This is a genomic window from Psychrobacter sp. 1044 (assembly GCF_904846525.1).
In the GTDB taxonomy this organism is placed as follows: domain Bacteria; phylum Pseudomonadota; class Gammaproteobacteria; order Pseudomonadales; family Moraxellaceae; genus Psychrobacter.
Window position 1 is genome coordinate 89938 of sequence record NZ_CAJHAZ010000006.1, and the last position, 13144, is coordinate 103081.

Annotated in this window: 10 protein-coding genes; 3 read left to right on the forward strand and 7 right to left on the reverse strand. The window is 45.0% G+C overall.

Annotated features, from left to right (window positions below):
- Nucleotides 1–63: 63 nt before the first annotated feature.
- Entirely contained in the window at nt 64–4029 is a 3966-nt protein-coding gene (locus JMX82_RS05600; RefSeq protein ID WP_201539799.1) for an AAA family ATPase, read from the reverse strand.
- Nucleotides 4030–4168: 139 nt separating this feature from the next.
- On the opposite strand from JMX82_RS05600, the gene JMX82_RS05605 reads away from it, so the two are divergent.
- A complete protein-coding gene (locus JMX82_RS05605) occupies nt 4169–4468 on the forward strand; it encodes a DUF4298 domain-containing protein (RefSeq protein WP_201539800.1) in 300 nt (99 codons plus the stop codon).
- A 127-nt stretch (nt 4469–4595) separates the two neighbouring features.
- On the opposite strand, the gene JMX82_RS05610 is transcribed toward JMX82_RS05605, so the two are convergent.
- The gene (locus JMX82_RS05610; protein WP_201539801.1) at nt 4596–5084 is read right to left on the reverse strand and encodes a hypothetical protein; all 489 of its coding nucleotides are present in this window, start codon (nt 5082–5084) and stop codon (nt 4596–4598) included.
- A 47-nt stretch (nt 5085–5131) separates the two neighbouring features.
- The gene (locus JMX82_RS05615; protein WP_201539863.1) at nt 5132–5935 is read right to left on the reverse strand and encodes a sulfite exporter TauE/SafE family protein; all 804 of its coding nucleotides are present in this window, start codon (nt 5933–5935) and stop codon (nt 5132–5134) included.
- A 195-nt stretch (nt 5936–6130) separates the two neighbouring features.
- On the opposite strand from JMX82_RS05615, the gene JMX82_RS05620 reads away from it, so the two are divergent.
- Nucleotides 6131–7099 carry a biotin--[acetyl-CoA-carboxylase] ligase gene (locus tag JMX82_RS05620; RefSeq protein ID WP_201539802.1) on the forward strand — a complete coding sequence of 323 codons (969 nt, stop codon included), beginning with the start codon at nt 6131–6133 and terminating at the stop codon, nt 7097–7099.
- Nucleotides 7100–7136: 37 nt separating this feature from the next.
- Nucleotides 7137–7865: a pantothenate kinase gene (locus tag JMX82_RS05625; protein WP_201539803.1), complete on the forward strand. Its 729-nt coding sequence runs from the start codon at nt 7137–7139 to the stop codon at nt 7863–7865.
- Nucleotides 7866–7947: 82 nt separating this feature from the next.
- On the opposite strand, the gene JMX82_RS05630 is transcribed toward JMX82_RS05625, so the two are convergent.
- From JMX82_RS05630 to JMX82_RS05645, 4 genes are all read right to left on the reverse strand, one after another.
- Nucleotides 7948–8460 (reverse strand): energy transducer TonB, encoded by a 513-nt coding sequence (locus JMX82_RS05630; protein WP_201539804.1) that lies wholly within the window; start codon nt 8458–8460, stop codon nt 7948–7950.
- A gap of 123 nt (nt 8461–8583) precedes the next feature.
- Complete coding sequence (locus JMX82_RS05635; protein WP_201539805.1) at nt 8584–9771, reverse strand: isovaleryl-CoA dehydrogenase; 1188 nt, start codon at nt 9769–9771, stop codon at nt 8584–8586.
- Between the two features lie 204 nt (nt 9772–9975).
- Nucleotides 9976–10926, reverse strand: a complete 951-nt coding sequence (locus JMX82_RS05640) for a hydroxymethylglutaryl-CoA lyase (protein ID WP_201539806.1) — start codon at nt 10924–10926, stop codon at nt 9976–9978.
- A gap of 46 nt (nt 10927–10972) precedes the next feature.
- Entirely contained in the window at nt 10973–13090 is a 2118-nt protein-coding gene (locus JMX82_RS05645) for an acetyl/propionyl/methylcrotonyl-CoA carboxylase subunit alpha (protein ID WP_201539807.1), read from the reverse strand.
- Between the last annotated feature and the right edge of the window lie 54 nt (nt 13091–13144).

Consider the following 13144-nt stretch of genomic DNA (forward strand, 5'->3'; position numbering starts at 1 on the left):
TTCTAACTATACCACTGACAACTGCTACCAGTTATCAATTATTTTTGCTATTCAGCGCTGCTCTTAATCAGAAAGGTAACGTGCTGCCTCATCGAGTGAGACACTGACCAAGGTAGAAATCCCTGCGCTTGGCATGGTCACGCCCTTTAATTCATCGGCAATCTGCATCGTCAATTTATTATGGCTGATAAAGATAAACTGCAAATCGTCTGCTAATTCATGAATGAGGCTGGTAAAACGGGCGACGTTGGCGTCATCAAGTGGTGCATCCACTTCATCTAGCACACAAAATGGCGCGGGATGCTGCTTAAATATCGCAAAAATCAAACTCAGTGCAGTAAGCGTCTTTTCACCACCTGAAAGCACAGCGAGACGGCTATTACGTTTGCCCTTTGGTTGCGCCATTAAAGTGAGCCCTGCCCGCCACTGTTCTGATTTTGGCGCATTAATGGGCATATCATCCGTATTGAGCGTTAAACTAGCTTGCCCGCCACCAAAAACTTTGGCAAATAAATTGGCAAGCTCAATATTGACAGCATCGAGCGTCTGCATAAATAGCGTCTTGGTGGTCTCATCAATTGAGGCAATCGCCTCCATTAATGTCTGCATACTGGCAGCAATATCTGCGGTCTGCTGCGCGAGTGGCTCTAAGCGTTCATTAACCTCTGCCAACTCTGCCACGGCTGCCAAGTTGACTGCGCCAATTTTGCTTAGCTGCTGCTCAAGCTGCACGCGCTCAGACTCAAGTTCAGCAATTTTATCTGGGCGCACACGGCGATCATGCGCAATAAAATCTGCCAATAAGTTTGAAACGCTCATCACTTGTTGCTGATGCTGTGGGTGCTGCGCTATGTCTGATTGTGCTTTATATTTATGACTCACCTTATAATAAGCATCTAGCGCTTCTTGCGTATGGCTACTAGCATCCTCTAATTTTGCAGCGCTTAATGCCAACTCGGTCGAGTGATTGGCAAGCGCATTTTGCTGGGTTTGCAGTGTATTTTGCAAGCTATCTAGCTCAACCTGCTGCTGATTGTATTCTTGCTTGAGCACCGTTAATGCAGTTTCTCGCCCTGTTAATACAGCCTGCTGCTCATCGCGCGCGGTCTGTGCTGTTTGCAATGCAGCTTGCAGTGCTGGCAGTGTATTTTGCTGCTGCTCATGACGCGTCTTTAGATTTTGCTCGCTTTGTAGTGACTTATCAAATTGCGCACTTGCCCGAGCAAGACTGCTAGTACTGTGCTCTAGGCGCATTTCGCTCTGTTGAATACGAAGTTGCAAGGCTTGCCAAGCGTCATCATCTGCTTGACGGTTACGACTTAGCTCACTGCGCTCCGCTTGTAATTGCTGAGTTGCCGCACGAGCATCGGCAATTTGTGGCGTTAGCGCTGCTATTTTGCTTTGGAGATCCTGCTGCTCATGATTGAGCGATTGCTGCTCTTGCACCAGCTCCTGTTGCTCTTGCTCAAGGGCTGCTTTATCAGCATTGAGGCGGTGGCTGTCCGCTTGCAAACGTTCAGCGTTGGCGCGCTGAGTAGTGAGCTTTTGCTGATACTGATGCTTATCGCGGGTTAATTGCTCAGCTTGCGCGCGTGTTTCTTCTAAGCTGACCGTCATTGCATCATAGTTACGCTGGTTATTAGCAATCGCCTTTTGCTGGCCTTCTATCTTTGTTTCAAAATCATCGAGCAAATTCTCTAACGCTTGCAGACGGCTGCGCTGCTGTAAACGCTGGGTTAAAAATTGACTGTTGCTGTTATTGCTACCATTTTGCCCATCTTGCGCACCAACAAACTTACTGAGATTAATCGTACCCTGACGACTGATAAGCCAGCCGTCAGTCGTGAGTAAAATAGCTGACAATGGCAATACTTTTAAAATCTCAGCAAGCGCTTCTAACGTTTGCTTATTATCTGTCTCAGGCTCCGCGATATATAAATAACATTGCTGCCAAAGCGCCAAATTAGGTGCAGTAATCAGCTGTGATAAAGGCTGTACTTTATCAATTAAAGTATCTGGCAATTCGCTAACAAATAAATTATCTCTAACCTCACTTTGCTTAGCAGATAGCAACAAGCTATGGCCGTTTCCTATTGAAGAATTGTCCTGTTTATTAATCTGTTCGTTTTGCGCACTCTGATAAGTAAACAAATCCGTTAAGTCATGCTCAAGCGCTTGCCATAAGCTATTCGCTTTTTGAACATCGCCGTTAATTTTTCCATTACTTGATTGGCTAGAAACCAGCACATGGCTATCTAGCCACAATGCCAACACACTATCAAGTAGCTCTGCATGCTGCTGCCCTTTCGCGCTTAACTCAATCTGGTCACGCAAGGTGGTAATGGTCAATTGGCTATAATCACTAGCTATTTCATTTTCTAAATCGCTTTTAACATCAGCAGTTTTTGCATGAACAAGTGGTTGCGATTTTGGTGTCGGCTTAGGATGCAATATTTGATGAAGAGTATCGTACTCACCTGCCAATACGGCGTGGCGCTTCTCACTCTCGCTAAGCTCACGCTGCTGCGTGTGTAATTGCTGTTGTAAATCCTGCGCTTGTGGTTGTAGCTCAGACAGTCGCTCATCGACGCTGTCTTGTTGGCGTTCAATCTGCTGCAACTGTTTATTCAGCTCTGCGACTTGCGTCTCTAACGTCTGCTGTAGGTTTTGTGCATCCGTTGGCGCTTGTGCATCAGAGCCCTTATTATTGCTAGATGTTGATAGCGACTGTTGTAGTTGCTGCCATAAATGCTGCCAATTTTGCTGACGACGTTGCCATTTTTCATTATTTTGCTGATAACGTTTTTGTGCTTGGTTATTAATCGCTTGCTGTTGTTCTAGCGAGCGAGCTTCATCTTGCAGCCTTGATAGCTGATTTTGCGCGTCATGGTAGGCGCGCTGTAATGGTTGCTCGTTGCGTTTATGCGCTTCACGTTTATTTGTTAATTCAATAAGCTTCGGACGCAATGCTTCTAGCACAGTATGCTGCTCGGTTTGCTCAGCCTTTAAGCGATTTATCTCATCGACTGCTTGCTGACGCTGCTGCTCTAAACTGGCAAGCTGTTGCTCAATAGCGGTCAGCTGTGACTTGGCATCGCTCAGCTGGTGTTCAGCTTGTTGATAGCTTAATTGATGCTGATAATGGCTGCTTTGAGCATCGTCTTTGAGCCATTGCTCTTGATTGATATGCGCGGCAAGTTTATCTTGTTTGGCTTTTAGGATGTCATAGTTGGCTTGTAAAGTTGATACTTCAGTGGCGCTGCGCTCATGCGCTATTTTTTGCTGCTGCTGAGTATGCTTGGCTTGATAGAGCTGCTGAATGGTAAGCTGCTGCTTGATATCAGCTAGTGTTAGCGCTAATTCCTCATAACGCTCAGCACTGGCGGCTTGCTTAGACAGACGCTTTTGTTGGCTGACCAGCTCGCTTTGCATATCATGCAGGCGTGCTAAATTATCTTTAGTTTTCTCGAGCTTCTTTTGCGTTTCTTCACGGCGAGCTTGATAGCGCGACACCCCTGCCGCCTCTTCGATAAATTCACGCAGCTGCATGGGGCTAGACTCAACGATACGCCCAATCATGCCTTGCTCAATCACCGCATAGCTACGTGCGCCAAGTCCCGTACCCAAAAATACATCGACCACATCACGGCGACGACAGCGCGTACCATTGATAAAGTAGTCTGAGCGACCTTCCTTATTTACCTGACGACGAACGGACAGTTCTTGATACAGATTAAACTCATGGCGAATGCCATTTTGTTCATCTTGCGTATGCTCAAAGGTTAGCTCGACACTGGCAACACTTTTGGCAGATTTATCTTGCGTACCAGCAAAGATAACATCACTCATCGCGCCGCCACGCAGCTGCTTGGCAGAGGTCTCGCCCAGCACCCAACGAATGGCATCAATGACGTTTGATTTACCACAGCCGTTCGGCCCGACGATGGCGGTGATACCATGACAAAAGGTAAAAGTCGTAGGATTGGCAAAGGATTTAAAGCCTGCCAGCTTGAGAGATTTTAGGCGCATGAAGTATCAGTAAATATGGCGAAAACAGGCGGCTATTCTACCTGAAATTGTGACGGATTTTTAGGGTTTGTGACAGATGCTATAATAGGGCTGAAAATAATAATCATTCGTCTAACTATCAAAAAATAAGAGTATAAAAATGCCTAACTATAATCCGCAAGAACTACAGCAAAAATATGAAGAATGGTGCAAACTACATCGCCAGCAACTCGAAGCTCAGCAGCAGTTTTTGCAAGCTGAAGCCTTGCAAAATGAGTTGAAAAATTACTATCTAGACCCTCAATGGATGACAGATTATGAAGCGGATCTGCCCATTGAGCATTCGGGTGATGAATACTCTATCTTTAGTGAAGATGCGCTGTGGAATATGCTCAGCGACCATGATGAGCTAGCGAGAAAGTGGATGCGTTTGGGGCTGGATGCGCTTGATAGGAAGTAGCATTCTATTAACAGTGAAAGTATTTGGCTTGTCAGTTCCGAATAATTTAAATACATAAATGATTGATAAATAAAAACAGGTAACTGTTTTATCTGAAATCTTGGTCAGTTTTAGAGTTTATATATTATTAAGTATAGTCTGACTTATATTTTTGAATCTCACTATATAATTCAATATACCTTTCATCAAACTTTACTTTTAGCGACTCCAGATTATCTGAATTATTATTTGTAGAGTTATGATGGCGATTATATTGTGATACGAACAACGGATTTGCTACTTCTAAGAACCTCTTGCATTCATCAACTAATTTAGGAAAATAGAGCACAGTAATTACCTCTATCTGTCCACCTTTCTCAATAAACTCATTGATATTAATTTGCCTTGTTCCTGGCTGCTGTACATTTAACTCTAATGATCTTAAGATCATAGAAAAATCAATAAGTCTAAACACCAAATCTTCATACTTTTGTCTTAGGAAAATTTGTCGCTCATATTTATGTTCAGATTTCAGCTTCCAGAAACCAATACCTTGGCTAAATAAAACACCAAGTAGAGTAGAACCTGATGCAATTAGAGCAACAATAAAACTTTCACTTTGAAAAAATAATTCCATCGCTTAATTACTCACTAGATAATATATTTAGAATAACTATCAAGAGTTTACAAAACCCCAAGCCCACTTAACAACAGCTGCCCACCAGCAAATAGAAGTAGCACGCCAAAGGCACGCTTGAGCGTTAGCGCAGGCAACTGGTGCGCAAGCTTGGCACCGACTTTTGCCATCGCAAAGCTAGCGACGGAAATAAATAAGAAACCCGTAATATGGACAAAGCCTATCGTGCCCTCAGGCAGATTGACCACATCTTGCCCGAACCATGCAAACCCTGCCGCGCCAGCCAATGCAATCGGTAAGCCACAAGCGGCAGACGTGCCGACCGACTGCTTCATCGGTAACCCCGCCCAATTCAAAAACGGCACGGTTAAGCTGCCACCGCCAATACCAAAAATAGACGACGCCATGCCAATCCCTGTACCCGCGCCGAACTGTACACCAGCTGACGGTAGCGGTTTACCCAGCTGCTCTTTATTGGACAAAAACAGCATTTTTAAAGCAACCAATAACGCGCCGACACCGATGATGGCTTGCAATACTTTACCGTCAATCATATCGGCAATACCAGCTCCCACCAAACTACCGATGACCAAGCCGAGTGCCATTTTGCGCCATACTTCCCAGCGCACGCCGCCACGCTTATTGTGCGCAGTCATTGAGCTGATCGAGGTCACAACGATGGTCGCCAGTGATGTACCAATCACCAAATGGGTCACCACTTCTGGCGAAAAATCATAAGCGGTAAAAATCCATACCAATGCTGGTACGATAATCATGCCGCCGCCAACGCCAAATAGACCGGCACTGACACCCGCAAATGCCCCTGCAATCACAAACCATACATATAACATCATCGAATCAGCCTTTTATCACACTTATTTTTATAAAAATTCTTTAGTTTTATAATCACTTGCCTATCGCATTTGCTAAATCATAATCCGACCTTTATGCTGTTTATTTGATACTGTCTAATCGCGACAATCTCATGACAATCGCCCAGTATAACAAAGATTATCCACGCTATATTAACCACATCGACGAAACTTATGCCGCCATTTTCCAATTTTTCTGACGACCCATCCGACTCATTAGAGCTTCATCATTTACCACAGCTGAACCATCGCCACCTTGTCAGCAGTGCCTCTACCAATAGCGAGCTGATAGCAGATGTACAACATGGCACGTTAAATGCTGCACAGATGCATTTACTGACCGCTGAAACCCAAAGCGCTGGACGTGGGCAGCACGGGCGCTCGTGGCAATCACCGCGCGGCAATGTCTATCTATCGTTATATCATCCTGTTCATCTGCCGATTAGCGGTTTATTGTCACTAATCATCGGCGTTGAACTGGCAAAAATGCCCATTATTCAAATATTAAATGAGCAATTACGCGCGCAAGGATTGACGCCAATTGGGGTAAAATGGGCAAATGATTTGGGCTTTTATCAACCACCATCTGACTCAGTGTCAAATGAGCCTAAACTGGCAGCGCAGACCCTACCTTTTCATAAACTTGCGGGTATTTTAATAGAGCCTGTTACCCAAACGGGCAAATTGGTCGGCGTAGTGATGGGCGTAGGACTTAATGTACAGGCAACGCCCAATCTCACTGCAAAGACCTGCGAAGGCATGAGTTATCAAGCGATTAGCCTACAGGATATTTATGAGAGGCTAAAACCAGAGACAGATATTGTGAGTCTGCCAAGCCTAAAAATACTTTACCAACAAATGAGTAAAGCCCTGCTAGCCGCGATGACACGCTTTGAGCACTTAGGATTAGAGAAGCCCACTGGTCAAAGCTATAATTTGGACAGCTTTTTAAAACAGTTTGAGTCGATGGATGCACTGGCAGGATTACGCTTGCACGTTACTCAAGAGCATAACGGTAAAACAGATAGCATCACAGGTTATGCTTGTGGTCTTGATACACATGGATGTTTGCAATTGCGTCAAGATAGCGGTAAGATTTCTGCGCTTTTTACCGGACGAATCGACGTTATTGATAAGGCTTAAATCAAAGACCCAATGGGCACGATATAAAGGGATTTTTATGCTCTGGTTAGATCTTGGCAACACCCGCCTAAAATACTGGCTCACCGATGATATCGGACAAATAGTCGCGCATGATGCCAAGCAACATTTGCAAGCGCCTGCCGAACTACTGATGGGTTTGACCGATCGCTTCGAGCGTTATGCGCCTGATTTCATTGGTATCTCATCGGTGCTGGGCGACGATTTGAATATTAAAGTGTCAGAGACGTTAGGTCGTCTGAATATTCCGTTTGAGTTTGTCCATGTCGATGCAGCGCATGCTTTGATGAAGAGTGCTTATAATGACGAACAGCTCGGCTGTGATCGTTGGCTACAGATGCTGGGCGCCGTAGATAAGAAAAAACGTCAATGCGTGATTGGCTGTGGCACAGCAGTGACCATTGACCTGATTGATCATGCTGAGCATTTGGGCGGTTATATTTTCCCCAGTATTTATCTGCAACGTGAATCACTATTTTCAGGCACTAAGCAAATTACCATATCCAATGGCACCTTTGATAGTGTGGGTCAAGGCATGACCACACAAGATGCGGTACATCGCGGTATCTTGCTCTCTATTGTCGGTGCCATCAATGAGATTAGCCATCGCCATCCCAACTTTGAAGTTATCATGACGGGTGGTGATGCAGCGATTATCTCGCAGCACGTCAACCGTCCAGTACGCTTGCGTGATGATTTATTGTTAAATGGTCTTGCACGATATTTTGATCATACCAAACAGTCGTAATCATTTTATGAACCTTATAAAATGATTAATAAAAAAGCAGTACGTTTTAGTCGTACTGCTTTTTTTGACTTAAATACGATGGTTATGGTGCTGTAAATACAATCGGTACATTAACATCTCCCATTACTGCTTGCCCTTTTATCAAAAAAGGCTTAAGTCGAGCTTTGTACAGTTCCCTAATAGTCATTTTATCTATACTTTCCACACCGCTACTCTCAATCACTTTTATATTTTTAATACTGCCTTGCTTATCAACGCGTAATGAAAAAACCATTTCTAAATCTGTTCTCTCGCAAGGTCTGATAACATTCCCGTCTTGATCGTAAGAACAATTAATTAAGTATCTATCCATAGAACGAGCAAGTCGATCAAACTTTGGCGGTGTTAGCCAGCTAGCATCTTGAGTAGAGAGCTGAATAACAGGTTCAGGACTAGACAAATCAACCAGCTCTGCTTGTGCAGGCGCCATACTCGCTGTCATCGTAAACAATGCAAAAAAGGTAACTAACAGTCCATAGATACTGATAGGTTTTATATTGCTGAAAAAGGTAGAAACTGTATTAAAGGCTGGCTTGATATGTAATTTACGAATCATGATAAAAGTCTTTTATTTCAGTCATTAAAAAGTGCCACGCTATGAGACATGTAACGTAGCACATTTTTAAAACTTAAGATAAAATTATTCGATAAAAGTTAACTTTTAAATTATTATTATGCTTTATTTGGTCTCGTTAAACAGCTCACGACCGACTAGCATACGGCGGATTTCACTGGTACCTGCGCCAATCTCATATAACTTGGCATCACGCCAGTAGCGGCCGAGTGGATACTCATTGGTATAGCCATTACCACCAAAGATTTGAATACCCTCGCCTGCCATCCAAGTGGCTTTTTCGGCACACCATAGAATCACACTGGCACAATCTTTACGTACTTCTCGACTATGACCGGCACCGCGCGCGTCCAACATATCGAGATTTTTGCCGACGGTGTACAAAAAGCTGCGACCTGCTTGCAATATCGTATACATGTCTGCGACTTTACCCTGAATCAGCTGAAACTCGCCGATGGCTTGACCAAACTGCTTACGATCATGGATATAAGGCACGACATTGTCCATCACCGCCTGCATGATGCCGATAGGACCTGCGGCCAGTACAGCACGCTCATAATCTAGGCCACTCATCAATACCTTAACGCCTTCATTGAGACCGCCCAAGATATTTTCACTTGGCACGGTCACATTATTAAAGGTCATCTCACCCGTATGGCTACCACGCATGCCAAGCTTATCGAGCTTTTGTGCCGTACCAAAACCTTCCATGCCTTTTTCAACGATAAAAGCGGTCATGCCTTTAGCGCCAAGCTCTGGCTTAGTCTTAGCATAAACCACCATCACGTCAGCATCAGGGCCATTGGTGATCCACATTTTGCTACCGTTTAACACATAGCTGCCGTCTTTCTCTTCGGCTCTGAGCTTCATGCTAACGACGTCTGAGCCAGCACCAGTCTCACTCATTGCCAGTGCACCGATGAACTCACCGCTAACCAGCTTTGGCAAATACTTTTGTTTTTGTGCCTCAGAGCCATTGCGTTTTATTTGGTTTATACATAGATTTGAGTGCGCACCATAGCTCAGTGCTACAGAAGCAGACGCACGGCTAATCTCTTCCATCGCGACCATATGTGCGACGTAGCCCATGTTAGAGCCGCCGTACTCTTCAGGAACGGTGATGCCATGTAGACCGATGTCACCCATCTTTTGCCACAGATCCATGGGGAACTCGTCGCTGCTATCAATCTCGGCAGCACGTGGAGCAATTTCATTGGTGGCAAACTGCTGTACCATATCGCGTAGGGCATCAATATCTTCGCCAAGCTGAAAATTCAATCCAGGTAAACTCATAACTATTCCTTGTGTTTTGATATTTTTAAATTTCGAATTTTAATCTGCTTTTTAAAACCACTGTAACTGTATTTATAATGTCATTTTTGGAGTCATAGTCAATTCAATGTGAAAGTCTGACAAGACAACCGAGTGTAGATGTATATGTAATACTTCAAGCGAGGTTAACGCAGTAACACTTTTATAGTGGATTGACTATATTGGTTAAGACTGACGTTTATTAATCAGCGCCCGTGCCACATTTGAGCCATTTGGACGCTTTAAAAACGCACTGATACGCTCGCCTGCCACGACCAATTTATCTAAGTCGATACCTGTACTGATACCCATACCATGCAGCATATACACCACATCTTCGGTCGCGACATTACCCGTTGCGCCTTTAGCATAAGGACAGCCGCCCAGTCCAGCCACTGAGGTATCAAATTCGCTAACACCCATTTGTAGTGCGGCTAGCGTATTGCTCAATGCTTGACCATAAGTATCATGAAAATGACCCGATAGCATAGAGATATCGGCATATTCTAATGCGGCTTGTAACGCACGCTGCACTTTGAGCGGTGTACCAACACCAATGGTATCAGCAATACCAATTTGCTCTGAACCAATCTCAACCAAGCGCTTGGTCACATACGCTACTTGTCTTGGGTCAATCTCGCCTTCATAAGGACAGCCAACCGTACAAGAGATCACGCCGCGTACTTTGATACCTTGCGCCTTTGCAGCCGCTGCCACTGGTGCAAAACGCTCGATACTCTCATCGATACTACAGTTGATATTCTTTTGACTAAAGGTCTCACTTGCTGAACCAAAAATAACGATTTCATCAGGGCGGTGCAAAATGGCATTTTCAAAGCCGCGCATATTGGGTACTAGCACTGAATAGCAAATGTATGTCTGCCGTGTCGGCGCTAGCGCGTCAAGTAGCGCGCTATTATCGCCCATCTGTGGCACCCACTTTGGTGAGACAAAGCTTGTTGCTTCTAGCTTTTTGACACCGGCTGCAATCAAATCGTTGATAAGCGTTTGCTTAACCTCAGTCGGTACCGTCATTGATTCGTTTTGTAGTCCATCACGAGGACTGACATCAACGATTCTGACATGGCTTGGATATGAATGGCTTGGATATGAATGGTTTAGATACGAATGGCTCATGCTCGTCGTCCTTTTTATTATTCACCTTTTTATGAGGCTCTGTCAGCTATTGGCTTTCAGTATCAATGCGTAATAACTCGTCACCATCAGCGACCAAATCACCTGCTGCAAATAGCAACTCTGCCACCACACCATCTGTCGGCGCGGTAATGGTATGCTCAATTTTCATGGCTTCGATGACTGCTAATGGCTCGCCTTTTTTCACAATATCGCCAACCGCCACTTTAAAGGCCACTACTTGACCTGGCATCGGTGACTTTAAACTGCCAACTGCGGCGGACTCTTCACCCACATGTGCCATAATATCAACAAGCGTAATCTCGTCACGACCACTGTCTGTGAATACATAGACCGTCTCATTAAGCACCCAGCTTTGCGCGCTAGTACGAGCACCATCCAACCATAATGTATGATTGTGCTCGTCGCTACTGGCATAGCTCACTTGACCTTCATAAACCGTTTCGGTCTGAGCAGCGACATTAATATTACTATTATCCTGTGTATTCGTGACTTCTTTTTCAATAACAAGCGTAAAGCTACTGAGGTTATCACCGCCTTTTTTGCTGTCTGAACAACTTGCATTATGCCAGTTGCTCATGCGGGCCGTATAAGCATGCTCATCATAAACCAAGCTAAATGATCTGGTGTAGTCGCTATAAGCACGGAAGCCTGTAGGTTTGCTAAATGGATCAATATCTGACTCTTGCATTGCAATCTCGCTCGCAAGCTGACGAGTAATGGCGGTCACAACGAGCGTCGATAAAGCTAAAGGCTGCTGATTAAAAATCGCATCACGCTCGTGCTCAATCAATGCCGTATCGAGATTGGCTTTGCTAAAAGACTCTGTATTTAAGATATAGCGTAAAAATGCCGCATTATTCGGCAAACCCACGATACGTGTTTGCGCAAGTGCTCGATCGAGCTTGGCTAATGCTTGCTCTCGCGTTGGCGCATGCACGATGAGCTTGGCAATCATAGAGTCATAGAACGGGCTAATCACATCACCTTCGCGCACGCCATCATCGATACGCACGCCAGTACCGTCTTTATCAATCATAAAAGTGCTGTGTTCAGGTTTTTGATACGTGAACAACGTACCTGTCGCTGGCAAGAAGCTATTGTCAGGGTTTTCGGCACAGATACGCGCCTCAATAGCATGACCATTGATAGTCAGTTCGTCTTGGGTTTTTGGCAATGGCTGACCTGCCGCAACTAAGAGCTGCCACTCAACCAAATCGACACCCGTAATCGCTTCACTGACTGGATGCTCAACCTGCAACCGCGTATTCATTTCCATAAAATAAAAATTCATAGCGTCTTCACGCTGCTCAACGATGAACTCAACCGTGCCTGCGCCAACATAATCGACCGCACGAGCCGCTTCGATAGCTGCTGTTCCCATCGCCTCACGCATCGCAATATCAACACCCGGTGCAGGCGCTTCTTCTAATACTTTTTGGTGACGGCGCTGTACGGAGCAATCACGCTCAAACAGATGCACATAGTTGCCATGCGTATCACCGAATACTTGGATTTCGATATGGCGCGGTTTTAATGCGTATTTTTCAACCAACACTTTATCATCACCGAAGCTCGTAATGGCTTCACGGCGACATGAGTCTAATAAATCTACAAAATCGCTGCTTTTTTCGACGATACGCATGCCTTTACCGCCGCCTCCTGCACTGGCTTTAATCAAGACAGGATAGCCAATAGCATCGGCCTGCTGCTGCAAAAATTCTGCATCTTGATTGTCACCATGATAGCCGGGTATCAGTGGCACGCCCGCTATTTCCATCAACCGCTTGGATTCAGATTTGCCACCCATGGCGCGGATAGCATCAGCCGATGGACCGATAAATACCAGTCCTGCATCCTGACAGGCTTGCGCAAAATCAGCATTTTCGCTCAAAAATCCATAACCCGGATGAATCGCTTGGGCGCCAGTCTCAAGCGCTATCGCGATAATCGCATCACCTTTTAGATAGCTGTCTTTTGGTGCCGAACCACCCAAATAGATGGCTTCATCACAGACAGCCACATGCTTGGCTTCACGATCTGCATCAGAATAAACAGCGACGGTGCTGACACCCAGACGCTTGGCAGTCGCGGCTACTCGGCAGGCAATTTCACCACGGTTGGCAATTAGAATTTTAGAAAACATAACTATCCCTGTGTGTTATCGTTTTTATTTGAGGTCTTGTCTATTGACTCATTT

Excerpts from the sequence above, each read along its gene's own strand:
- JMX82_RS05610 (WP_201539801.1), bottom strand. The coding sequence starts at position 5,084 with ATGGAATTATTTTTTCAAAGTGAAAGTTTTATTGTTGCTCTAATTGCA.
- JMX82_RS05615 (WP_201539863.1), bottom strand. The coding sequence starts at position 5,935 with ATGTTATATGTATGGTTTGTGATTGCAGGGGCATTTGCGGGTGTCAGT.
- JMX82_RS05600 (WP_201539799.1), bottom strand. The coding sequence starts at position 4,029 with ATGCGCCTAAAATCTCTCAAGCTGGCAGGCTTTAAATCCTTTGCCAAT.
- JMX82_RS05625 (WP_201539803.1), top strand. The coding sequence starts at position 7,137 with ATGCTCTGGTTAGATCTTGGCAACACCCGCCTAAAATACTGGCTCACC.
- JMX82_RS05640 (WP_201539806.1), bottom strand. The coding sequence starts at position 10,926 with ATGAGCCATTCGTATCTAAACCATTCATATCCAAGCCATTCATATCCA.
- JMX82_RS05635 (WP_201539805.1), bottom strand. The coding sequence starts at position 9,771 with ATGAGTTTACCTGGATTGAATTTTCAGCTTGGCGAAGATATTGATGCC.
- JMX82_RS05605 (WP_201539800.1), top strand. The coding sequence starts at position 4,169 with ATGCCTAACTATAATCCGCAAGAACTACAGCAAAAATATGAAGAATGG.
- JMX82_RS05645 (WP_201539807.1), bottom strand. The coding sequence starts at position 13,090 with ATGTTTTCTAAAATTCTAATTGCCAACCGTGGTGAAATTGCCTGCCGA.
- JMX82_RS05620 (WP_201539802.1), top strand. The coding sequence starts at position 6,131 with ATGCCGCCATTTTCCAATTTTTCTGACGACCCATCCGACTCATTAGAG.
- JMX82_RS05630 (WP_201539804.1), bottom strand. The coding sequence starts at position 8,460 with ATGATTCGTAAATTACATATCAAGCCAGCCTTTAATACAGTTTCTACC.